17 protein-coding genes are annotated in these 22,718 nt (G+C 55.3%); 9 read left to right on the forward strand and 8 right to left on the reverse strand.

What is annotated here, in order from left to right; translation table 11 throughout:
• Positions 1–475: 475 nt before the first annotated feature.
• Positions 476–1,378, reverse strand: a complete 903-nt coding sequence (locus K6123_RS08300; RefSeq protein WP_221796459.1) for a transporter — start codon at positions 1,376–1,378, stop codon at positions 476–478.
• Positions 1,379–1,798: 420 nt separating this feature from the next.
• Here K6123_RS08300 and K6123_RS08305 point away from each other — a divergent pair, with 420 nt between their 5' ends.
• Positions 1,799–2,272 (forward strand): GNAT family N-acetyltransferase, encoded by a 474-nt coding sequence (locus K6123_RS08305; RefSeq protein WP_221796462.1) that lies wholly within the window; start codon positions 1,799–1,801, stop codon positions 2,270–2,272.
• Positions 2,273–2,304: 32 nt separating this feature from the next.
• On the opposite strand, the gene K6123_RS08310 is transcribed toward K6123_RS08305, so the two are convergent.
• On the reverse strand, positions 2,305–3,225 hold the full coding sequence (locus tag K6123_RS08310; RefSeq protein ID WP_221796465.1) for an AraC-like ligand-binding domain-containing protein: 921 nt from the start codon (positions 3,223–3,225) through the stop codon (positions 2,305–2,307).
• A 373-nt stretch (positions 3,226–3,598) separates the two neighbouring features.
• Here K6123_RS08310 and K6123_RS08315 point away from each other — a divergent pair, with 373 nt between their 5' ends.
• The 5 genes from K6123_RS08315 (at position 3,599) to K6123_RS08335 (ending at position 8,305) form a co-directional block, all read left to right on the forward strand.
• On the forward strand, positions 3,599–4,519 hold the full coding sequence (locus tag K6123_RS08315) for a DMT family transporter (RefSeq protein WP_221796468.1): 921 nt from the start codon (positions 3,599–3,601) through the stop codon (positions 4,517–4,519).
• 122 nt (positions 4,520–4,641) lie between these two features.
• Positions 4,642–5,526: an arginase family protein gene (locus K6123_RS08320; RefSeq protein WP_221796471.1), complete on the forward strand. Its 885-nt coding sequence runs from the start codon at positions 4,642–4,644 to the stop codon at positions 5,524–5,526.
• A 210-nt stretch (positions 5,527–5,736) separates the two neighbouring features.
• Positions 5,737–6,714: a quinone oxidoreductase family protein gene (locus tag K6123_RS08325; RefSeq protein WP_221796474.1), complete on the forward strand. Its 978-nt coding sequence runs from the start codon at positions 5,737–5,739 to the stop codon at positions 6,712–6,714.
• A gap of 79 nt (positions 6,715–6,793) precedes the next feature.
• Positions 6,794–7,411, forward strand: coding sequence for a LysE family translocator (locus K6123_RS08330; RefSeq protein ID WP_221796477.1), 618 nt, complete (start codon positions 6,794–6,796; stop codon positions 7,409–7,411).
• Positions 7,412–7,657: 246 nt separating this feature from the next.
• Positions 7,658–8,305 carry a response regulator gene (locus tag K6123_RS08335; protein ID WP_221796480.1) on the forward strand — a complete coding sequence of 216 codons (648 nt, stop codon included), beginning with the start codon at positions 7,658–7,660 and terminating at the stop codon, positions 8,303–8,305.
• A 12-nt stretch (positions 8,306–8,317) separates the two neighbouring features.
• Here the strand turns inward: K6123_RS08335 and K6123_RS08340 are convergent, their stop codons facing one another.
• The 4 genes from K6123_RS08340 to K6123_RS08355 all read right to left on the reverse strand — a co-directional run bounded on the left by K6123_RS08340 (position 8,318) and on the right by K6123_RS08355 (position 16,805).
• Positions 8,318–10,204 carry an ATP-binding response regulator gene (locus K6123_RS08340; RefSeq protein WP_221796483.1) on the reverse strand — a complete coding sequence of 629 codons (1,887 nt, stop codon included), beginning with the start codon at positions 10,202–10,204 and terminating at the stop codon, positions 8,318–8,320.
• Between the two features lie 182 nt (positions 10,205–10,386).
• Positions 10,387–14,877 (reverse strand): beta strand repeat-containing protein, encoded by a 4,491-nt coding sequence (locus tag K6123_RS08345; RefSeq protein ID WP_221796485.1) that lies wholly within the window; start codon positions 14,875–14,877, stop codon positions 10,387–10,389.
• 289 nt (positions 14,878–15,166) lie between these two features.
• Positions 15,167–15,991 carry an amino acid kinase family protein gene (locus tag K6123_RS08350; RefSeq protein WP_221796489.1) on the reverse strand — a complete coding sequence of 275 codons (825 nt, stop codon included), beginning with the start codon at positions 15,989–15,991 and terminating at the stop codon, positions 15,167–15,169.
• A 4-nt stretch (positions 15,992–15,995) separates the two neighbouring features.
• Positions 15,996–16,805, reverse strand: a complete 810-nt coding sequence (locus K6123_RS08355; RefSeq protein WP_221796492.1) for an amino acid kinase family protein — start codon at positions 16,803–16,805, stop codon at positions 15,996–15,998.
• A gap of 284 nt (positions 16,806–17,089) precedes the next feature.
• On the opposite strand from K6123_RS08355, the gene K6123_RS08360 reads away from it, so the two are divergent.
• The 3 genes from K6123_RS08360 to K6123_RS08370 all read left to right on the forward strand — a co-directional run bounded on the left by K6123_RS08360 (position 17,090) and on the right by K6123_RS08370 (position 20,083).
• Positions 17,090–17,281 carry an oxidoreductase-like domain-containing protein gene (locus K6123_RS08360; RefSeq protein ID WP_221796494.1) on the forward strand — a complete coding sequence of 64 codons (192 nt, stop codon included), beginning with the start codon at positions 17,090–17,092 and terminating at the stop codon, positions 17,279–17,281.
• A 27-nt stretch (positions 17,282–17,308) separates the two neighbouring features.
• Positions 17,309–17,725, forward strand: coding sequence for a GNAT family N-acetyltransferase (locus K6123_RS08365; RefSeq protein WP_246624684.1), 417 nt, complete (start codon positions 17,309–17,311; stop codon positions 17,723–17,725).
• A 285-nt stretch (positions 17,726–18,010) separates the two neighbouring features.
• Positions 18,011–20,083, forward strand: a complete 2,073-nt coding sequence (locus K6123_RS08370; RefSeq protein WP_221796498.1) for a TonB-dependent receptor domain-containing protein — start codon at positions 18,011–18,013, stop codon at positions 20,081–20,083.
• Between the two features lie 83 nt (positions 20,084–20,166).
• Here the strand turns inward: K6123_RS08370 and pgi are convergent, their stop codons facing one another.
• Positions 20,167–21,825 carry a glucose-6-phosphate isomerase gene (pgi, locus tag K6123_RS08375; RefSeq protein ID WP_221796500.1) on the reverse strand — a complete coding sequence of 553 codons (1,659 nt, stop codon included), beginning with the start codon at positions 21,823–21,825 and terminating at the stop codon, positions 20,167–20,169.
• Between the two features lie 193 nt (positions 21,826–22,018).
• On the reverse strand, positions 22,019–22,669 hold the full coding sequence (locus tag K6123_RS08380) for a bifunctional 4-hydroxy-2-oxoglutarate aldolase/2-dehydro-3-deoxy-phosphogluconate aldolase (RefSeq protein WP_221796502.1): 651 nt from the start codon (positions 22,667–22,669) through the stop codon (positions 22,019–22,021).
• Positions 22,670–22,718 lie beyond the last annotated feature (49 nt).

Raw genomic sequence — 22,718 nt, forward strand, 5'->3', positions numbered from 1 at the left:
CTGCTTTACGTCCCATCGTTCCTCTTGATCCTTTCCGCATGAAATTAAACCTCTGCTGTGGCTGGGTCAGGTACCTGCGCGTGTTTATTGCGATTGTGACTAGTTCGACCTGCCGTGATCCTTTGATTGTCACTTCGGGCTGTTCAGCGGCGGGCTTTTTCTGATGCCAGTGGTTTCTGGCAAGTTGATCATCAGAGCGGTATTGGCTTATCTGGTGGATATTATGTGTAACAGGGCTGGTTGGGATCGCTGCGCCTGAAGTGATAGCCGGGGTTGCAGGGTATTGGATGGATATAACGGTGCTGTGGTTTGCCGTAGTGGCTAAAGAGGTGCGGGTTTGGCTACGGTGAATCGAGGAAGGGGCTGGATGGGTGGCTAACTGTGGTCGTAATGAGTGTTACCGGAAGGGGATGCCGAACGGAGTGATCGGTCCCCTCCCAAAATCATTTTCCAATGCCAATTGGATAGCGGGTTATCAGAACACCTGAGTCAAACGCAGCTCGAAGTAGGCATCGGATTTGGTTCCGTTTTCGACGCTCAGATCGCGGGCTACTGTAAACAACGCGTGGCGGGTTTTTGAGTCGTCGATCAGAGTGCCGAATTGCAGTTTGGCCGTAGTGGTACTGGTTCGATCGTTTTGGGATACACCGGCTACTTCGGTTTCACCTCCAAACTTCTGCGACAGACCAAAGGCTACGTGGGAATACATAGCAGACTTCATATTGTACTTCAGCCAGCCGTCTACCTGAGTCAGTGGCTTCTGCTTCATTTCAGTATCGTCGTTTTCACCGTACCAGGTGGTGTCCACGGAACCGGAGAAATCCCAGGATTCGCCCAGTGCAAACTGACCACCCACCTGCAGCGCGAAACGGTAGCGGTTTTCGCCAAGGTTCAGCGCGTCGTCCTTGTCGTAGTCACCGGTTGGCAGCCACAGGAAAGGCACGATGGCTAAATGCTTGCGGGCAGCATAATCGTGGATTGGCCAGAAGCCGGATACCAGGCCAAGATCGCCCATGCCTTTTTTGTCGCCCAGGGCTCCAGCATCACCGGCGGTTTCGACGCTGGCAAACGGCAGCAAAAAATTCGGCGTCCAGATCACGTCTTTACCTACATCAACAGGGTATAAGTAGCGCAAAATAGCGACATTGCTGTCGATATTGGTGTTGTCAGAGACTTTTTTACCATCGGAATATGCTTCGCTGGTGCTGTTGTGAGAGAAGTAGGTGATCGCCATAGGATGTCCAACTTGTGGGGTAATCCAGCCATCACTGTCACTGCCAATTGCGTGGCTCAGGGAAGGCAATATCACCGCCGCCGCGCCAGTCAGAGCCGTAGCTACAGAGCCAGTGTTTCGAATCCATTGAGTCAGAGTCTTCATTATTATTCCCCAGAGTGTCGTTAGAGGTGGAGTCACAGGTAATCGAGGGTTCAGAGCCGGTGCCAGAAGATGACGACCGTGGTTTGAAACCGTATCTCTGGGGAGATAGTAAGAAGCAGCGCTCTCACCGACTTGGCTGGGTTGGTCAGCCACTGGACTGGGGCGGCCAGTGGAATGATGGTCAACTTTGTCATTAGTGGAATGTCGGCTGACGCCAGACTGGGCGTCTATCCACTCGCCTGTTGCCCAATGGGGTTGCGGGCTATTGATTTCTGTTTTCGGGGCGGTTACTGCAATATAAAAACAGCAGAAAACGGTGCGAGCGGGTGTGGTAAATGGCCACATGGAGACACAGATAAAAAGTAACAGTGCTGTTAACCAGCACCTATAAAAATAATTCGATTATTTCAAGGAGCCGCAATGATTATCACCAACGTCCTGGAACCCGGCGATCTCGGCCAAATCGTACGCCAGCACGGCTTATTGTATGCCCGGGAATATGGCTATGATCATACCTTCGAAGCCTATGTCGCCGAGCCACTGGCGCAGTTCGCAATCCGCAACAACCCCCGCGAACGTATCTGGCTGGTCAAACTGGACGGCAATCTGGTTGGCTCCATTTGCATCTGCGAAAAATCCCCAACGGTCGCCCAACTGCGCTGGTTTTCCATCGATCCCGTCGCCCGTGGCAAAGGGCTCGGCAAACAGCTGATCGATAGCGCCCTGGGTTTCTGCGCTGAACAAGGCTACTCCAAAGTCATACTCTGGACCGTTGCAGGTCTGGCAGTATCCAAGGCGTTGTATTTACGTAATGGCTTTCAGCTGGTGGAAGAAGCGGAACGGGAATTGTGGGGCAAAATGCAGCTGGAACAGTGTTACGAAAAGGATTTGTAGGAAGTGGTTGATTCGGAGGCTGTTGTAGAAAGCTACAACAACGAATTCGGTGTTTTCCCATAGGTCTTTTTAAACGAACGACTGAAGTGCGACAGGTCCCGATAACCGGCTGACAAAGCCGCTTCGGTGACATTACGCACCTGGCCGGTGGCGAGGGCGTTGTAGGCGTGGGCCAATCGTTGGGCTTGCAGCCAGCCGCGCGGGGTTTCGTTGTGTTGGGCGAACAACCGGCTGAGTGATCGTACGGAGATGTTGTGGCTGCTGGCGATTTGTTCCAGCGTCATGCTGTCGTCGGTGAGGTTGGCTTTGATGTAGCTGCGGATACGTTCGAGCAAATCCTGCTGTGGGGTGCTGCGGTCGAAGCTGCCCTGGGTCGATTGCAGGATAGAGGTGGCGATCATATCCATCATAGGGGCGCTGAGGGCAGCGCCATCTTTCAATTCAGCTGAGTTGGCCAGCAGGCCGTTCTGGCGAATCAGTGAGGCGACCAGCGCACCAAAAGCGCTATTGCCGGGCAGGATCAAACCACCGATGTTATCGACATTATTCAGTCGCGACTGCATCAGTGAGCGTGGTACCCGCAGCAGCGTCGACTGGTATTCGCTGGCGTAATCAAACTGGTAGGGTTTACCGGAGTCGTACACCAGCACGTCGCCCGACTGGTGGTGTACTGTGTTGCCATCCTGACGAAAATGACCAGAACCGGACTCCATCAGTGACAGGAAAATATCGTCCTGATGGTCGAGTTTGAGGTCTTCCAGGCGGCGTTCATAACGAATGGCAGAGGTCTGGATCTGGCTGATTTTCAGTGAACCCAGGTCGCTGACGTTCAGAGTGGCACGAAACTGGTCGGTGTTATCGGCAATGCCCAAACACGGTGCATAGGTGCGGCAGATGACTTCGTGCCAGTAATCGAATCCCTTTACCTGGTTGGTATCCAGCGTCACATTCATGATTTATTCCCGATGCATTGGGCGTCTGGTTGGGTGTGAAAGGACCAGAAAACTGGCGTTGTCGGCTTTTATCGAGCCGTTTCTTTTACTGCTACTCCATCGCAGCCCTGCTTGTGAAGCAGGAAATATGCCTGAGGGTGGCTTGTTCGTGGCTGTCGCAGAGGGTGCGACCGCGAAGCCTGTTCAGGGATGAACCCGCTCCTGCAATGTTCTGATACTCTGGTCAGTATAACGTTATTTTGGCCACTTTGTTCGTAGCTGGCCGGTGCTTGTCCTGCTGGTCCAAATGGCTGTCCTGAAACAACAAGCTGCTGTGCCAGGCCAGCCGTAGATTGATTCCATCAACCATGAATAACTCCTGGGGAGCGCCATCATGAACATGGGTTACATCTACGTCATTCTCTGTTACGCCCTGGTGGGCGTCAGCTATCCGATTGCGGCCGATGCGATGAACAGCATCCCGCCCTGGACCTTTACCTTTATCAGTTTTCTGATTGGTGCGGTGATTTTGCTGCCGATTGCCAAATTGGTCGACAAGACCCGCTTCACTGCAATTCCTGCCAAATCCTGGTTGGCGATTGCAGTGCAGGCGCTGTTGGGTGCTGTGTTATATACCGCTTTCCTGCTGTACAGCTTTGAATATGCCACGGTGATTACCAGTTCAATTTTCTCCAGCCTGGCGCCTGCGGTGGTATTGGTTCTGTCAGCGCTGATGTTGGGTGAGTCGATCAGTATGCGTAAGCTGCTGGCGATCGGATTAGCGGTTGCGGGTGTGCTGGTGCTGACGGTTCCGGGGGCGGAAAGCTCAGGCACAACGTCGGTGCTGGGGTACGTCTTCCTGGCGCTATCGACGCTATCTACTGGTGGTTGTGTGATCGCGGCCAAGAAGCTGGACGTGCATCTACCTGCGGTTACCATGGCTGCCGGTGTGTGTATCACTGGCACGCTGTTCAGCCTGGTTCCGGCACTGACTGAAATGGCTGATTTCTCGATCAGCTCACTGACCAGTTCCAACTGGCTGGTGCTGGTGTATTACGGTGCGCTGGTGTGGGCGGCTCCTTACGTCTGCTTCTACAAGGGGGTGACCAAAATTCCGGCCAGTGCTACCGGCATGGCGTTCGCGGTGATTCCGCTGGCGGCGACTTTCTTCTCGATCATCTTCTTTGGTGAGTCCCTGACCATGATGGCCGCGCTGTCACTGGGCATGGTGCTGGTTTCTATCCTGCTGGCGGAGTCCCGTCATGAAGTGGAAGAGATGAGCAGCGACGACGTCAGCCTGGCCAAAATTTCCTGATTCAAACCACTCTGAATACGCTTTGGCTGGTCAGTCACAGAGTCTGGCCAGCAGAGGCAAGCACCGCCACAGCGCGGTGCTTATGCTGATTCCAAACCTTTTCTGATACGGAGATTGCCTCCATGACTTCCTCAACCCTGAGACTGAATTTCCCGATGTGGCAGGGCGGTGCCAATCCGGTTTATCACTTTGGCTCCGAGCTGCTGAGCTGGCTGGCGCCGGCGACCAACGGCCCAAGCGAAACCGTCGATGTTGCCTTTAACCACACCGACGAAAGCGCCAATAGCGTTGCAGACGAAAACGGTATCAAGGGCCGCGCACAGATTCTGAAGCAAATTGACCACTGCCGTACCCTGATCGACAAACATCAGCCTGATTCTCTGGTGGTACTGGGCGGTGACTGTCTGGTTGACCTGGCTCCGTTTGCCTACCTGAGCGAACGATACGGCGACAAGCTTGGCGTTCTCTGGGTTGATGCCCACCCGGACATCATGACCTCAGCGCAGTTTAATCATTCACACGCCACGGTACTGGCAGCGCTGATGGGCGTTGGCGACAGTGACCTGACCGGCTTTGTGAAAGCGCCGATTGCGGCCAGCAAGGTGATGTATGCCGGTGTGAACAACGAATCCGAGTACGAAGCCAACTTCCTGATCGAACATGCGATGCAGGTCTGTCGCCCGGATGAGATTCGTGATGGTTCCTCGGCCGCGAAAATCGGCCAGTGGATCAAGGATCAGGGCATCGAAGTATTGGCGATTCACCTCGACCTCGACGTGCTCGACGCCAGCAAATTTGGCCCGCTGCTGTTCAATCGACCGGATGTTGCGGCCGATGCTTTTGAAGGTATTGCTCAGGGTCAGCTGACCATTGAAGAAGTGCTGCAGGTGATTCAACAAGCGACTGCTCATACCAAAACGGTCGGTATGGGCATTGCGGAACACCTGCCATGGGACGCCTTGCGTTTGCGCAATATGATGCGTGCCTTGCCGCTGTTGGGTGACTGAGGTCGCTTTATCCAAGTCCTTACCAGACCCACTTCCTGTGTGATCTGGTTGTTGGCCCAACCCGTATATTGGCCACCCTGTCAGTTAGCTCTGACGGGGTTTTTTGGTTTTTGAGCCTTGTTTTTGTACTGCAGCAGCGAATGTATTCGCGAGCTGCGAGCCGGGCTTCTTTTTAGTTAATGTGTTGTTTGAAAATGGGGTGATTAAATCATGAAGGCCCTGGTAACCCGCCATTTTGGCGAGCATCCACAAATGGCTGTTGAACAACGGCCAGAGCCTGTAATTCGGCCGGGTCATAGCCTGATTCAGGTTCATGCAACGACGGTGAATCCACTTTCTAACCAGATTCGTCATGGGCTGGTACCGCAGTCGACTGCACCACTGGTACTTAGTAATGACGGTGCCGGGGTGGTATTGCAAAGTGATGTATTTGCAGTGGGGCAACGAGTCGCTATCTATGGTGCCGGTGCACTGGGTATTACCGAAGACGGGTTGCAGCAACAGCTGGCAGTGGTTCGTAATGACTGGCTGATGATGGTGCCTGAGACCCTGAGTCTGGAACAGGCTGCGGCGTTGCCTATTAACTATGTCAGCGCCTTGCAGGCGATTCGGCGGGTTGGTCAGCTGCAGCCAGACCAGACGGTGCTGATTTCCGGTGGCTCCGGTTCGGTCGGCAGTGCCCTGATTCAGCTGTGCAAGGCGTATGGTGCAATAGTGCTGGCGACAGTGTCCTCCGTGCCGAAAGCGGAACATGCAAGCCGTATGGGGGCCGATCAGGTCATTGATTTGTCGTCCCGCCTGCTTTCCCATGCGGTGTATGAATACACCAACAGTGCTGGTGTTGATCTGGCCTTTGATACGGTCGGTGGAGAACTGACGGGGCAGTTGGTGAGTGCCCTGAAAACCCGCGGGGCACTGGTTTCGATCGGCTTTGCGGGAGGCACCCACGCCAATATCGACCTGATGGACGTGGTGGTGTTTGAAAAACGCATTCTCGGTTTCGATGCCCATCTGGAAACCGATGAGGACGTAATGGATGCGTTGGCAGAGCTGTATTTATTGGCTGCTGAGGGAAAAATCTGTCCGCATATCGACAGTGTTTACCCGTTAGGGCAATTTGAAGCTGCCTACGCGCGGCTGGAATCGCGCCAGGCGATGGGGCCAATCCTGTTACGGCTGGAGGATTAAGGCGGAAATTGGTAATCGGTCAGGCAAGCTTCACACTGCTAGTGAGTCTTTGTGGCTCGAATTCAATCATGGAAATTTTATGGACATCTGGACGTTGGTGTTTTTTGTACCGGTTTGCTTTGCGCTCAATATGTCGCCGGGGCCGAATAATTTATTGGCGATGAACAATGCCCGTTGTTACGGCTTTAAACCGACGGTGATTGCCGGGTTGGGGCGGCTAACGGCATTTGCGGGAATGATTGCGCTGGCGGCTTCTGGTCTGGCGGTTGTGCTCTATACCTCAGAAATCCTGTTTCTGCTGATCAAGATCGTTGGCGCTCTGTACCTGTTGTGGATTGCCTTTAAGCTGTGGCGTTCCAGCGCCGGGCCGTTGACGGACATTGAAAACACCCGCAATCAGCTGGGGCTGGTGCAACAGGAGTTTCTGCTGGCCGCTGGTAACCCCAAGGCGATTCTTATCTTTACTGCATTTTTGCCCCAGTTCGTCGATGTCGGCGGCGATGTTGACCAGCAGTTCCTGGTGTTGGGGACAACGTTTCTGACGCTTGAGCTGATGGCAATTGCTATATACGCGATCTTTGGGCTGTATCTGCGGCAGTGGTTTGCTCACCCGCAAATGGCACAGCGGTTTAACCAGGGTTGTGCTTCGTTGCTGGCGCTGGCCGGTATCAGCTTGCTGTTTAGTCGGCAGCACTGAGAGGCTGATTGGTTGGCGACGCTGGTTTGATGGTCTGTCTGACACCTGTAAGACAGACCGACGGCGTACAACAAGACCGTGTGGAGTTTTCCCGAACCGTCGACTTTGGCACTCAGCCCGGCGGTGTTTGCCTGACGATTGTGTGAGATATATCGGTATGTGACCTGCTTTGGTCTCCGGCTTACACACATTGGCGCTTCTTTACGGTACTATTTTTGATCGTTTTAATAACTGGATTGAATTGTCGTGACTTCTGCCGATTTACCCGGAGACGCGCTCGCTATTCTGATCATTGATGATCACCGTATGTTTGCCGACGCCATGATGAACCTGTTTCGGCAGTGCTGGCCAGCGGCCAGCGTCCGTTGTGTTAATTCTGCCAATGAAGGTTTGCAGCAATTGCAGCAGCAAGCCTGGCAGTTGCTGCTGATGGATCTGGGCCTGCCGGATATGGATGGGCTGGCATTGCTGGAGCAGGTGCGCAAGCAGCATTCGTCCTTGCCCTTGCTGGTGTGCACCGGTGAAACCCGTCCTGTTGTTCTGAAGCGGGTGTTGCAGGCGGGCGCTTCCGGGCTGATTACCAAGAACCAGTCGGCTGAGGAAGTCTTGCAGGCGATCGATGCTGTGCTGGCGGGTATTCGATATCTGGCACCGGAAGCTGAGCAAGCCTTGAGCATACCTGAACCCCATCAGGCAGATGTGCTGAGTGAGCGCCAGTTGGCGATTTTGCGCTTGATGCAGGCAGGCCACAGCACCCCGGAAATTGCCCGCCAGTTGTTTCTCAGTCCTAACACGGTCAAAACCCATATTCGTCTGATGTTCGAAAAACTCGGTGTTAACAACCGGGTTGAATGTCTGACGGTGGCGCATGAGCGTGGTTATATCCATGTCTGATTCCTGACTCTGTTAGCTCCGACTCTTCAGTGCCAGCAGGGTCTGCCAGAGTTGCTCACTTTGCAGTGGTTTGTGCAGTAGCGGCGCGCCAAAGCGTTGCAGCTGGCGGATACGTTCCGGACGGGTGTTACCGGTCATGATGATGATTTCCGGGTCGTGATCCAGACCGGCCTGCAGGCTGGCGATCACTTGTTCCAGCTGACCGTCGTCACCCAGCATATCGTCGCTGATAACAACGTCGGGCTGGCAGGCTGGCTGTCGCAGCTGGTTGTTGAGGCTGCTGATACTGTCGGCAATCCAGACATCACAATCCCAACTCACCAGCAGCATCGACAGGGCATCCAGAATATCTTCATGGTCATCGACCACCAGGACTTTCAGGCCGCTCAGGCTGTTGTCTGGTTGCTGGCTGGCGCTGCTGCGATTGGCGCTGGCATGGCAGTCCTGCCCGGTCGCCAATGGCAGGCTGACGCTGAAACAGCTGCCTTGCTGCGATTCTGATGTCAGCTGCAGTGGCAGTTGCTGTACCCGGCACAGGCGGCTGACGATCGAAAGTCCAAGGCCAAGACCTTTCTTGCGCTGACGACCGGGGTTGGCCAGCTGAACAAATTCTTCAAACACCGCTTGCTGATGCTCTGGCGGAATTCCGATGCCGGTGTCTTTTACATCGACCTGGATCTGCTCGCCCTGACGTCGGGTGCTGACAATCACCTTGCCACGCGGGGTGTACTGAATGGCGTTGGCGATCAGGTTCTTGAATATCTGCAGGGTCATGGCCGGGTCGCAGCTGACCATCACGGGTTGGTCCGGAGTCAGGTCGTCGGTCTGGATCAGCAACTCCAGCCCTTTTTGTTCTGCCAGTGGCAGAAACACCACTTTCAGTTCGGTGAGCAAGTCTGCCAGTTTCACGGCCTGATAGCGGGGCTGGGCGACTCCGGCGTCAAGCCGCGAGACATCCAGCAGGTGATTGAGCAGTTCATTGGTCGCCTTGAGGCTGGCACCAAGACGTTCAAACAGCGGTTGTTGCGTCTTGCTGAGGGTGTCTGCGTTGATGGCGCTCCAGTACAACGAAGCGGCCTGTAACGGTTGGCGAATATCGTGGCTGGCAGCGGCCAGAAAACGGGTTTTGGCATTGTTGGCCTGTTCGATTTCCTGCTTCGACTGTTGCAGTTCGAGCCGCAGGATCAGCGAGTGAATCTGGGTTTTGAACATGGCGTAGCTGAAGCCGACCAGCGAGATCCAGATGCCTGGTGCCATCGCCTTGTGTAACCAGACGTCGCCCAGATCCATATTGAACAGGTGCCAGCCAAAAGCCCCCAGTACCGGGGTCAGAAAGGCGATATACACATCGGGGTAGAGGCCCATGGTCATTGATGGCATGGACGACGTAATGGTGATGACCAGTAGTAATGAGAACACCTGTACCAGTGAGGCATCCGGAAAGAACAACAGTGGCACCGCAGCCCACTGGAAGCCCCAGATCAGCGCCAGATAGAGATTGGCGAGGTGCCAGCGATGAATGGATTGTTGCTGTTGCGGGTCGTGAATGTCCGGTCGCCCCTGGCTGCGCTCAGTGCTGGCCTCATGGCGATGGTAGCGACGAATAATCAGCCAGGAATTGAGGCTGACAAACAGGTTCAGCCCGAACCAGGTCAGCAGGGCTGGTAGTGGTGCAGAATTGATAAACAGCAGCCCGACAACCACCGCTACGACCACGGTGGCGATCATGCGCGGGCCGACTTCTTTCATAAATAACTGATGTCGTTCCCACTGGATTTCATCTGCTAGCGGGTGGTCGGCAAAGCCCAGATTGGCCAGGCGGCCAAAACCTGTTTTTTTGCCGCGGTTGCCAGATGGACGGGTTATCAGCTTGTGATCAGGGGGATGGCTGGTGGTCATAGCGGTTACTTCCTTGCTGGCCTTGTCCTGGTTTATCCCGGCTTGCGCCCCTTTATTGATCCCGACTGCGCCGGTGTCAGCCCGAGGGTGACCTTATCGGCCTCCCGTCAGGCTGGCAAGTTGACTGATAGCGGAATATGGGTCCGTCAGCGAGCAAGCGCTCGCTGACGGGGCGGGGACGATTATTGATCGTCGAAGTTGATGATGTGGCTTGGGTCGCCATCGCGGTCGTGACAATACAACGTGATCTTGTCATCGGCAGGGATACCGGTAATGCCATCAATACAGGTTGAACCGTCAGGTAATACGTCGAAGTCGCTCAGGTTGCTGTTATCCGGCGTCACCTTGATCACACCGCGGTTACCGGAAACCAGATAGATTTGCGGATCATTTGGCTTGTTCCAGACAAAGATGTCGTCCACCGTCCAGGTCACACCATTCCAGTTGTTGAATGGTTCGACATTGCTACCAATCAGCTGATCTGTGGAGCCATCGGCAGCCTTGTAGTGATACAGGGCGCTGGTGCCGTTATAAACTTCGTTTGGCTGAGAGACAGCGTAAACAACGTTGTTGCTGTCAATCGCGCCCATGGCCAGCACGGTACGGTCAGTAGTGTCGACTTGGGTCAACAAGGAAGGAACGGTGCGAGTCACCCGGTTAGTCAGGTAACCAGTGGCGCTGCTGTCATAGGTGAAGTCAGTGGTGCTGATCAGATAGGCGGAGGTGCCATTATTGGTGCCTTCACCTGCGGCAACCAGCGTAAAGCTGATGTCACTGCCACTGTGAACGACGTCGGTCACTGCCAGGTTCTGACAGCTGGTTATTTCCCAGTTGCTGACATTGGTCAAAGTCAGGTGAATACCGGAATTTGCGGCTGATTCCAAAGCCACATAAACGTTGGCCCTTTGGTTGGTGACGTTGATACAACCGAACAGCAGGGTATCGGTATCACTGACTTTCAGAGCCGTCAGGTCTCCGCCGTTGATATGGCTGCCAGAGACTGATGCCTGGTCAATGCTGCCCGGGTTGGAGGTCATTTGACCCTTCATCAGGCTGATACCAGAACTGGTGGACTTCAACGTATAGATCGGGAAGTCGTCAGTAATATCGGTTTGTTCATAACCGATTGGTACTTCCAGGCCGGCCACCTCATCAACCCCGACGCTCCAGCTGCTGTCGATGACAGGCACCTTGAAGAAGTCGACATCATAGGTACGGGTGGTGAACGTATCAGCAGCAATACCGGCACCATTGGCACCACCAATAATGACAGTGGTTTCGACGGTTTCACGGTCGTTGTCAGCAGTGAAGTGGCGAACCTTAACAAGGTCGTCGGAAGTCACGGTATGGCTGTAGCTACCAATATCGGTCGGTGACGTGGCAGTACCCTGATGCCAGACATTGGTGTAGTTGAGGCTGTACTCACCGTTGTAGACGTTGATCGGTGTGCCCTGTACTGCCGAATCGACGCTGTAGCGGACTTCGACCTCAGCACCTTGCTCCATTTGATCCTTGACGTTCAGCCATTGCTCTTCAGCCGTGCTGGTATAACCCGGATCGACGATGGTGCCATCAATCAGGTGATAGAGCTGGCTGCCAAGCACCGGCGTTGGCGCCGCGACTGTGGTGACATCAAACGTGAACGGCGTGCCGTTAACCAACAGGGTGACGGTCGTGGTGGCACCATAGCCGCTAGCGGTATTGGCGCGCAGCATGATTTGGGTTCCCGCTGTGACGGTAGCACTGCTATTCACCCAGCTACCGGAACCATCCAGCTCGTAATAACCATTGTTGACGCTGATGTCCGCATTACCATCAAAGCCGGTCAGTATGACGCTGTTACTGTAGACCAACTGGTTCATGCTGGCGCCTGTCACGCTGTCAAACACCACGACATCCGGGGTGGTGTCTGCCGCCCGGGTGGTGGACGTGAAGTCAGCACTGTAGCTGCCCAGCGTGACTGTGCTGGTCGTCACTTGCTCTGGATCGCTGGCACTGGTGTGAGACACGGTGAAGCTGTCACCGGGCTGCACATTGACACTGCTGGTATAGGCGGTGCCGTTGTAGTGGATGGTGCCGCCGCTGACGGTTAATGGCAGTGGGCCGTCGAAACCGGTCACAGTGACGCTGTTACTGGTCACTACGGTTGCCGGGTCAACGTCTGCCTGGGCGGCAAAGCTGAAGCTGGCTGGAGTGACATCCTGCGCTTTGGTGGTAGTAGAGAAGTTGAAGCTGCTGCTGTTGACGGTCAGAACCGTCACGCTGGTGGTTGCATAGGCGCTGGAGGTCAGCTGACGCAAACGCACACTGTCGCCAGCGGCAACGCTGGCCGAGCTGGTCCACGAACCGCCGTTCACCTGCAGTTCGCCGTTGCTGACGCTGGCACTGGCACTGCCATCGAAGCCATTCAGGGTAACGGCATTACTGTAAACCTCAGTGGCAAGTTGCTGCTCGTCAAGGCTGCTGAAGCTGATGCTGTCTGGTGTGGTATCCGCGGCACGGGTGGTACTGGTGAAGCTGGCACTGACATCACCGAGGGAAACGCTGCTGGTTAGCTGGGTACCAAAGTCAGACGAGCTGGTGTGCACGACCTGAATCTGGTCACCGGCGCTGACGCTGGCGGAAGTACCGGCATTGCTGCCATTCACAATCAGTTCGCCATTGCTCACGCTGGCGGTCAGGCTGCCATCGAAGCCTGCCAGAGTGATCAGGTTACTTTGCAGTGCAATGGAGGGTTCGACATCCATCTGTGGGGTAAAGCTGATGGCATCCGGTGTGGTATCGGCGGCACGGGTGGTACTGGTAAAGCTGGCACTGACGTCACCGAGCGAAACGGTGGTCGTCACGCTGGTGTCGAAGTCGCTCGAGCTGGTGTGGCTGACCTGAATATCATCACCTGCTGCAACCTGAACAGGGCTGCTTACGGTGCTGCCATTGACGGTCACTGAACCATTGGTGACGGTGAGTGCCAGTGTTTCATCAAAACCCGCCAGGGATACGACGTTACTGCTCACAATGGTGTCAGGCTCAACATCGCTCTGGGCGCTAAAGCTGAAGCTGTTGGCTGATGTGTCAGCAGCTCGGGTTCGGTTGGTAACGGAGACAGTCAGACTGCCCAGCGTCAGCGTGTTAACCACCTCGGTGTCATAGTCAGAGCTGGCTTGTTGTACGACCCTGACGGTGTCACCGGCGGATACCTGGGCGCTGCTTCCGGCAGCGCTGCCGTTGATGATCAGGCTGGCGCCGCTATCCACACTGATGGTCAGCTCACCATCAAAACCGGCCAGCGTTGCCGCTGCAGTGGTCACAGTGGCGTTGGGTTCGCGGTTGAGCAGGGTCACGAAGGCGAAGTTGTCTGGAGTGATGTCAATGGCACGGGTGGTGCTGGTGAAGTCTGTGGTGACTGAACCCAGCGTCACTGTGCTGGTAACGACGGTGGAAAAATCCGCGCTGCTGGTGTGAACGATCTGGATCTGGTCACCAGCGGAGACTGATGCGGAAGTACCCGCGCTGCTGCCATTCACAAGCAGAGAGCCATTGCTGACGGACAGCGGCAGAGTGCCTTCAAAGCCTGCCAGCGTGACCAGATTACTTTCAACACTGGTGGCGGGTTCAACGTCAGTCAGGGCGCTGAAGCTGATGTTTTCCGGTGTGGTGTCAGCGGCGCGGGTGGTCGAGGTGAAGCTGGCAGAAGTATCACCGAGCGTTACTGTGCTGGTAACGGCGGTGGAAAAATCCGCGCTGCTGGTGTGAACGATCTGGATCTGGTCACCGGCGGAGACTGATGCGGAAGTACCAGCGCTGCTGCCATTCACAAGCAGTGAGCCGTTGCTGACGGTCAGGGTCAGGGAATCATCAAAACCGGCCAGAGTGACGACACCACTGGTTACACTGGTGGATGGTTCAACGTCAGTGGCAGCGGTGAAGCCGAAACTGTCCGGGGTCGTATCCGGGGTGTTGTCGCCGCCACCGTTATTGCCATCATCGAGTTCGGCTTCTTCATCAAAACTGTAGTCGGTTTCGTCAACATCGACTTCAAAGCTGCCGCCATCCATATCAAAAACGATTTTTACATCGTCCAGCACGGCATCGAAGCCGGTCTGGTCGGCGCTGAAGATGTTGTTGAACAGGTCATAGGTGGCCGGATCAATGTCCTGCTCTTCAAACTGGTCGGCGAAGTTGGCCAGAATCACCTGTTCGGCAGCCGCCAGGGCGGTTTCATCAAAGCTTTCTGCTTCGTCATCCCAGGCACTCAGCAGTGCTGCCAGACTTTGCTGGTCGTTGGCCAGAAACAGCGCCAGGGTGGTCAATGGGGTCACGTTGACGGTGATGTCGGCAGCTTCAGCGAAGGAATACTGAATCGCCAGGCTGGTGTCGTCAGGGCGGGCTTCCAGCATAAACGGCGGCGTCATGCCATCAACGTTAACACTGAAGCTGCCGTCATCCTCGATCACTACGTTGGTGGAGCGACCGTCGGCATCGTAGACGTACACAGTACCGTCCATCGCCAGACCGGTAGCTGCGGTACCGGTCAGGTAGGATGAATTGTCGCTGGTATTATCGTCTGGTTGTTCCTGATTGTTGTTACCGGAGCTTGAGCTGGAGCCGCCACAGGCGGTCAGCGTCAGGGAGGATGCGGCCATCACAGCCAGCATAAGTTTGCTGAGTTCCATTGTCCTATCCATGTTTCACTATGATTGAGCGACCGTTGGCACCATCCCGCAGACAGGGAAACCACCAAAAGCGGAAGCAGGGGGGAACTGACAGATATTCGTGTCAGAAAACGTCTGCAGCGTAATGATCTGGTCAATGGAGCGCTTCACCCGATCGGGTGAAATTTGACCGTCTGGACAGGCAATGGGGGAAAGGAACAGGCGCAGGTGTTGCCACGCCGGAACGTGGCAACGAGGTCAAGCCGGAACTACAGGGGGCACTGGATTAAATAGATGCCCCCTACAGGTGTCAGCCGGGATACGCGCCGGTACGAACAATGGTACCGGCGTGTTCGCCGCGCAGGGCAGCGGTCAGGCGGCCTGGCACCAGCCCATTGATAATCTGGATACGTTCCAGGTGACGGGCGTTAGCCATCACATCAACCATCGCCCGATCAAACGGCAGGGTGCCTTGCATGGCGGCCAGCTCGGTATAGCTGACGTCGCGCAACAGCTCGGGTTTTTCGGCACTGTCAGCGTTGGGATCACTGGTGTAGACACCATCAACGTCTTCGACAATGGTCAATCCGGCGGCTCCCAGAGCATCGGCCAGCAGGAAAGCGCCGGTGTCACCCCGATGCGGTGGAATGCGGCTGCCGGGGAATTCGTGATGGTGGTACGGAGGGAAGGCACTGCCAACGACTGCGCGGGTGGCTGACAGGTGAATCGCCAGCTGGTCGGCCACGGTTGGATGCTCGACGTAGGAGACGCCGTCGGCGGCCAGCATGGCAGCCAGAATATGGCCGTTCTGACCGGCTTCACTGGCGGCCATTGGTGCCAGAGAACCAACCGGCAACCCCAGATCCAGACCAACACTGTAGAGGTGGCGGGCGCGAATACCGGCACCGGTCAAAATCAGCAAGCGGTGTTCCGGCAGTAACTTACGCAGCTCTTCAACGATGGGGACGATGGCTTCACGGCCCCGATCCATGATGGAGCGGCCACCGATTTTCACAACCTGCAGCCAGGGTAACAGCCGCATTGGCCGCTTACCGGCAATAGGGCGAACGAGGTCACTGTCGAGCAGGGTTTGACGGGCCAGTGGCGAGGCGACGTGTTTGCGTTTGTCTGTCATGGCCTTATGCCTCCTGATCCGCAGTGATAATGGTGCCGACGTGTTCGCCTGCCAGGGCTCTGGTGAGGTTTCCGGGCACCAGACCGTTGACGACCTGCACCTGCCGCACGTGCTTGGCTTGCTTCAGCAAGTCCAGCACCGGGAATTCCAGAATTGAGTCATGCAGCCCGAGGGATTTCATTTCATCGACCGAGATCTTTGGAATAAAGGTTGGGTTGCTGGCGGTTTTCGGGTTGTCGGTGTAGAGGCCGTTTTCGTCTTTCACATAGATCATCGACTTGCAGCCGAACTGTTCCGCCATCAGGAAGCAGCCAGCGTCGGTACGATAAGGCGGAATCACGCCTTCGGCGGCCGGGCGCATCCACAGTTTGTACGGCGGCATGCCAGAGAAAATCACCGCGTTCACTTCCGCCAGAAACAGCGGCACGGTGGATAAACCGGCTTCGCTGACGGTGGAAATACCGTGCTGCGCCAGCAGCTGACCGAGCATTTCGGCGTTTTGTGAAGCCACCGACGAGCCCAGCTGGGACAGGAAACCCGCTGGCAGGTCGAGGTCGGCGGCGATGGAATAGAGGTGGCGGGCGCGGGTACCGGCACCGGTACCGATCAGCATTTTGTGCTGCTTGCGGGCTTCGATGATTTCATCAACCAGTGGGTAGATAGCCGCCCGACCACGGTCAAACAGGCTTTGGCCGCCAATTTTGATGACGGAGGCGTTGGGCAGAATGCGAAAATCGCTGGCTTTGGAAGCGGCTTCGAGCAATTCAGGATCGGTCAGTGACCGTTGCATCAGGAGCGCTTCCAACTCCGTCATTGTGGTTTCCATATGGGATCCTTGTTCACGATTGCTACAAGGCAAAATACGCCGTCATTTTTCTGTCACAAATCCGAATGTCTCAAAATGAGCCAATTGGGATGATATTTGGGTCAATATAGAGTGAACGGCTGGTCAGGATCGTTATTTGCTAACAGTACAAATAGTAGGGTTTCTAGCGGATATGGGGTGGATTACGGAATTCGGTAGTGCAGTCAGACCAATAGTGATATGCCTGCCGGGTGATATACTGACGGCTCATTTTCATCAGAGAGCAGCCTGTTATGTGTGACGACAAACCTTTGCCACCGGGTGATAACGAATGTTGTGAAAGCGGTTGTGACCGCTGCGTTTGGGATATTTACCGTGAAGAAGTGGCGGAGTGGGAAGCTGCCCGCAAGGCGCGTGAACAGCAGGCATCTGTCAATCAGGCTGACAGTGAAGGCGCTGATGTTCAGGTGAGCCAGTCCCAATAAATGCTGGTCAATCAGTGGCTGCGGCCGATGAATATCAATGACTACGATGCCTTGTTGCAGCTCTGGCAGCAGACCGATGGCATCAGTATCCGCACGGCGGATTCTCGTGCAGGAGTCAGCCGCTATCTTGATCGCAACCCCGGCCTCAGTTTTGTTATTGAACGCGATGGCGAACTGCTGGGGTCATTGATGGCTGGCCATGATGGCAAGCGTGGTTATCTCCAACATCTGGCGGTTGCATCCGCCTGGCGTGGTAACGGCTTTGGCCGTTTGCTGGTGCAAACCTGTCTGGCTGCCCTGCAGCAGCAGGCGATTGATAAGTCCCATGTCTTTGTTTTCAAAACCAACCCGGGTGGACAGGCGTTCTGGCAGCATCTTGGCTGGCAACAGCGTCAGGATCTGGAGGTTTATTCCTATACCTCAGGTACCGATCTGAACTCCTGAGCGGACCCTATCTGGCAACGGAGTGACGATTGTTGGCAGTTTTTGATGTCTGTTGATAAACATTTAATGAAACTTAACAGCATTTAACAAAATTTATCATCACTGTTTCCTGGATGGATCAATCCAGTATTCAAGCTATCTCACGCCCGGTTTGGCGCAATTGGATACATCGTTCTATTTCCTTATATATTCAATGCAAATGAGATTATTAATCATTTGCGTAAATATTGGTCGATGCCTGAACCCGGGGCATTGAGAACGGATCGGATGTATCGGAGATAGCAAATGATGGCTGGCAATCCACTTGGCAAGTTTGCACGCAGCAAACTGTTTTTGGTGACAACTTCTTTTTGTGTTGGTGGTGTGCCGGTGGCACTGGCGGCACCGGACAAGGACGATGTTGAAGAAATTGTTGTTACTGCTGCTGGTCACGCTCAGGAAGTGATTGATGCTCCGGCGTCGATTACGGTGATTTCCGCCGAAGAGCTACGCAAGAAATCCTACAGCTCGATCGTCGATGCGGTGAAGGATATTCCCGGTGTTTACGTCAATGGCGGCGGCAACATGCAGGACATTACCATCCGTGGTATGGACGATGCCTACACCCTCTATCTGGTTGATGGTCGGCCGATTTCCTCAGGTCGTAACGTCAACACCAATGGCACCGATGGTGGCAAGCAGATTGGTATGCCGCCGCTGTCGATGATTGAGCGAATCGAGGTTATTCGCGGGCCGATGTCGTCGCTTTATGGTTCTGAAGCCATGGGTGGTGTGGTCAACGTCATTACCCGGGTAGCCCCCGAGCAGTGGGGCGGTTCGATTGCTGCTGACTACACCAAATCGGTCAATGACATCAGTAATGACGAATACAACACCGATCTGTATCTGGGTGGTCCGCTGATCGATGGCAAGCTGGGCCTGGAGCTGACCGGCAGCTTCCAGCACACCGATGAAAGTGACTATGCAGGCGAGGATGATTCTGCCGCCAGTAATCCGGATTCCAGCACCCGTTCTCTGGGTGGTCGGCTGAACTGGCAGGTTGATGACAGCAACCGTCTTGGTATTTCTTACGACCGTTCGAAGCAGCGTTACACCCATACGCCAGGCAAATCGCTGGCAGAGGATGATGACAAAACCTCCTATGAATATGAAAAGGTCATGCAGGCGGTCACCCATTCCGGTTATTACGGCAATCTGATCGTCGAAAGCTATTTGCAGCAAGACACCTCGGACAAGGTACAGACTTCCGACAAGCAGGAAAAAATCATCACCCTCAACAGCCAGGCCACCTACATGGGTGAGAACCACACCTACACCTTTGGTGGCCGCTACAAACACGAAGAACTGGTCAACGAAACCAATGGTTTGCTGAGTGCCAGCGTTGATGGTGCGGTGGACACCATGGATCGCTGGATTGGCGCGGTTTTCACCGAAGTAGAATGGCGCTTTATTGAGAACCTCGGCATCACTACCGGCCTGCGTTACGACGATGACGAGTTCTTCGGCGGCCATTTCTCTCCACGGGTCTACGCCAACTGGCGGGCGACGGATGAGCTGACGGTCAAGGGTGGGATTTCCACCGGTTATTCGCAGCCATCGCTGCCGAATGCCACCGAAGGATTTGGTCAGGGAACCGGAGGCAGCGGCTCTCCCAACGTGACTGCAGACGGCACTTCAATTGCGCGGGCATTGATTATCGGTAACCCGGATCTCGATCCGGAAACCAGTGTGAACTATGAATTTGGTCTGATCTTCAATAACGACATCGTCAACACCAGCATGACCGTGTTCCAGACCACCTTCAAAAACAAGATTGCTGAAGATCGTCTGTGCGAAAGCAGTGATACGGTTGGTCGTAACGACTACACCGATTACGAATGTGAATACGGCGGCAATAACTACTACTTCCTCAGCACCTACCGCAATATCAGCGAAGCGGAAATGCATGGCGTGGAACTGTCTCTCAACAGCTGGTTGAGCGACAGCGTGGAATTTAACGGTAGCTACACCTACACAGACTCCGAACAGAAAACCGGTGACTACAAGGGCCAGCCGCTGAACAAGATTCCCAAGCAAATGGCCAACGTCAGCCTCGACTGGTACGCCATGTACGACGTTAACGTCTGGGGTCGGGTGAACTATCGTGGTGAAACCTCGGACTACCTCAGCCGCACGTCCATGAGTGATGGTACGCCTGCCTATACCGTTGGTGATATTGGTGCGACCTGGCAGCCAACCGAGCAGCTGCGGCTGATTGGTGGTGTGTACAACGTTGCCAATGTGGAAATCACCAGTGATAGCTACGGTGTTGTACTGGATGGTCGTCGGATTAACCTGGGCGCAACCTACGATTTCTGAGGTTTGGCCTGAGGCCTTGATTGGCTCGCGAATAAATTCTCTCCCGCAGGCTATGCAGGAGGGAATTTATTCCCGATTTTGCTTTACTCCCGAGCCTTTAATGCCCGACGCTGCTCGATAAAATACGTCATAAGGCTGGCAGTGGAATCATCGTGACCTTCCCGCAGTACCCCTTCTTCCAGCTCCGGCAAAATCCCTTTGGCGAGAGTCTTGCCCAGTTCCACGCCCCACTGGTCAAACGAACAAATATCCCAGATTGACCCCAGTACAAAAATCTTGTGTTCATACAGGGCGATCAGGGCGCCCAGCGTGCGCGGGTCGAGGCGGTCAAGAATCAGGCTGTTGGTAGGCCGGTTACCTTCGTGCACCTTGTGTGGAATCAGCTGTTCAATGCGGGCTTCATCCAGCCCTTTGGCGGCCAGTTCGGTGCGCACGTGGTCGGCGTCGATGCCGCACATCAGCGCTTCGGTCTGGGCAAAAAAGTTGGCCATCAGCTTTTCGTGGTGGCCCTGCACCGGCGTGCTGGATTCGATGGAGCCAATAAAGTCGGCGGGAACCACGGCGTTGCCCTGGTGCAGATACTGGTAAAACGCGTGTTGGCCATCAATGCCGAGCTGGCCCCAGATGATCGAGCCGGTGCCGTAGGGCACTGGCTGGCCATGGCTATCAACCGACTTGCCATTGGACTCCATCTCCGCCTGTTGCAGGTAGGCGGAAAAACGCGCCAGCGGCCAGTCGTAGGGCAAAATTGCCTGACTCTGGCGACCCAGAAAAGTACTGTTCCACAGCGTGGTCAGCGCCAGCCAGACGGGGGCATTGCTGTTCAGGGGTTCATGGCGGAAGTGCAGGTCCATTTCATGGGCGCCTTGCAGTAGTTCCTCGAACTGTTTGAAGCCCAGATACAGCGCAATCGGCAGACCAATCGCGGACCATAGTGAAAAGCGGCCGCCGACCCAGTCCCACATCTGGAAGGTATTTTCCGGCTTGATGCCAAAGGCTTTTACCGCCGCCACATTGCTGGATACTGCCACGAAGTGTTTGGCTACGGCGCGGCTGTCGAAGGAGGAAGCCATCAGCCAGTTACGAGCAGTCTGGGCGTTGGTCATGGTTTCGCTGGTGGTGAAGGTTTTCGACGCCACCACAAACAGTACTCGTTCCGGATTCAGTTCGCGCAGTACATTGGCGATTTCGACACCGTCGACGTTGGAAACAAAGTGCACCCGAATACGGTCGTCGGCATAGGGCTTGAGCGCCTGGGTCACCATGCGTGGGCCAAGGTCCGAGCCACCGATGCCGATGTTCACCACGTCGGTAATACGCTTGCCGGAATAGCCGCGCCAGCGACCGCTGCGCACCGCCTTGACGAACACCCGCATGCGCTTGAGTTCATGCTCGATAATTGGCATCACGTCTTCGCCATCGACGTACACCGGCGTATTGCTGCGATTACGCAGCGCTGTGTGCAACACCGCCCGGTCTTCGGTGACATTGATATGCTGGCCGTTGAACATGGCTTCCCGGCGACTTTCGATATCGACTTCTGCAGCCAGTTGCAGCAACAGCCCGAAGGTGTCGTTGTCGATTGGCTGTTTGGAGATGTCCAGCAGGATGTTCTGCACCTTGAGGGTGTATTGGCCGCAGCGCGCCGGGTCATCGAACAGGGATTTGATCGGCGTATTGAGGGCTGTGTCGATACGTTGTTGCAACGCTTGCCAGGCGGGTAAGCGAGTAACGGCGGACATGGCTGGGTGCCTCCTTGGCTATTTTCCAATAGCATTCAGTCTGGTGACGGGCTGTGACAAACAGAAGTTCAGCGGTTATGGGCTAGCGTGAATATTCGACCTTGGTAACGCGCCGGTGGCTAGCGCCATGATCCCGGTGCATTGGGCGTGGCCCAACCCACAAAGCCTGCTCCTGCGTGAGCACAAAAACGGCTCACAAGGCCGCTGCTTCCGCCGCCAGCTTTTCAATACCAGCCCAGTCGCCTGCCTTGATCAGATCATCCGGTACCACCCAGCTGCCGCCAACACACATGACGTTTTTCAGCGCCAGGTATTCGTTGGCATTGGCGAGGCTGATGCCGCCGGTGGGGCAAAAGCGAATATCGGGGAATGGCCCGGCGATGGATTTCAGCACCGCAGTGCCGCCGGCAGCGGCAGCCGGGAAGAACTTGAAGCGGCGGTAGCCCAGATCCATTGCCACCATCATTTCTGAAACGGTCTGGATGCCGGGAATCATCGGGATATTGGCCGCAATCGCACCTGCCAGCAGCTCAGGTGTGGCACCGGGAGTGAAGATAAACTCGCTGCCAGCGTCGATGGCTTGCTGCAGGTTGGTGACATTGGTCACTGTGCCTGCACCAATCCGGGCACCTTCAACTTCGGCGACGATGTGTTTGATGGCATCCAGCGCCACGGCCGTACGCAGGGTAATTTCGAGCACCGGCAAACCTCCGGCAACCAGCGCGCGGGCCAGTGGTACTGCGTCTTCCAGCCGTTCGATCTTGATTACCGGCACCACCGGTGCCAGCGCAACCAGTTCGTCGATCTGGCGAATAAAGTCCTGCGGATAGGCTGTGGTTGTCATACAAGACTCCTTGTTATTGTCCAACGGATGGCTGTCAGAGGGTGGTTGG

It is taken from the genome of Oceanobacter mangrovi, from assembly GCF_019740315.1.
GTDB lineage: Bacteria > Pseudomonadota > Gammaproteobacteria > Pseudomonadales > Oceanobacteraceae > Oceanobacter > Oceanobacter mangrovi.

Coding starts and splice junctions, on each gene's coding strand:
- K6123_RS08350 (WP_221796489.1), bottom strand. CDS start 15,991: ATGACAGACAAACGCAAACACGTCGCCTCGCCACTGGCCCGTCAAACC.
- K6123_RS08345 (WP_221796485.1), bottom strand. CDS start 14,877: ATGGAACTCAGCAAACTTATGCTGGCTGTGATGGCCGCATCCTCCCTG.
- K6123_RS08355 (WP_221796492.1), bottom strand. CDS start 16,805: ATGACGGAGTTGGAAGCGCTCCTGATGCAACGGTCACTGACCGATCCT.
- K6123_RS08340 (WP_221796483.1), bottom strand. CDS start 10,204: ATGACCACCAGCCATCCCCCTGATCACAAGCTGATAACCCGTCCATCT.
- K6123_RS08315 (WP_221796468.1), top strand. CDS start 3,599: ATGAACATGGGTTACATCTACGTCATTCTCTGTTACGCCCTGGTGGGC.
- K6123_RS08300 (WP_221796459.1), bottom strand. CDS start 1,378: ATGAAGACTCTGACTCAATGGATTCGAAACACTGGCTCTGTAGCTACG.
- K6123_RS08305 (WP_221796462.1), top strand. CDS start 1,799: ATGATTATCACCAACGTCCTGGAACCCGGCGATCTCGGCCAAATCGTA.
- K6123_RS08360 (WP_221796494.1), top strand. CDS start 17,090: ATGTGTGACGACAAACCTTTGCCACCGGGTGATAACGAATGTTGTGAA.
- K6123_RS08310 (WP_221796465.1), bottom strand. CDS start 3,225: ATGAATGTGACGCTGGATACCAACCAGGTAAAGGGATTCGATTACTGG.
- K6123_RS08370 (WP_221796498.1), top strand. CDS start 18,011: ATGATGGCTGGCAATCCACTTGGCAAGTTTGCACGCAGCAAACTGTTT.
- pgi (WP_221796500.1), bottom strand. CDS start 21,825: ATGTCCGCCGTTACTCGCTTACCCGCCTGGCAAGCGTTGCAACAACGT.
- K6123_RS08380 (WP_221796502.1), bottom strand. CDS start 22,669: ATGACAACCACAGCCTATCCGCAGGACTTTATTCGCCAGATCGACGAA.
- K6123_RS08330 (WP_221796477.1), top strand. CDS start 6,794: ATGGACATCTGGACGTTGGTGTTTTTTGTACCGGTTTGCTTTGCGCTC.
- K6123_RS08365 (WP_246624684.1), top strand. CDS start 17,309: ATGAATATCAATGACTACGATGCCTTGTTGCAGCTCTGGCAGCAGACC.
- K6123_RS08325 (WP_221796474.1), top strand. CDS start 5,737: ATGAAGGCCCTGGTAACCCGCCATTTTGGCGAGCATCCACAAATGGCT.
- K6123_RS08320 (WP_221796471.1), top strand. CDS start 4,642: ATGACTTCCTCAACCCTGAGACTGAATTTCCCGATGTGGCAGGGCGGT.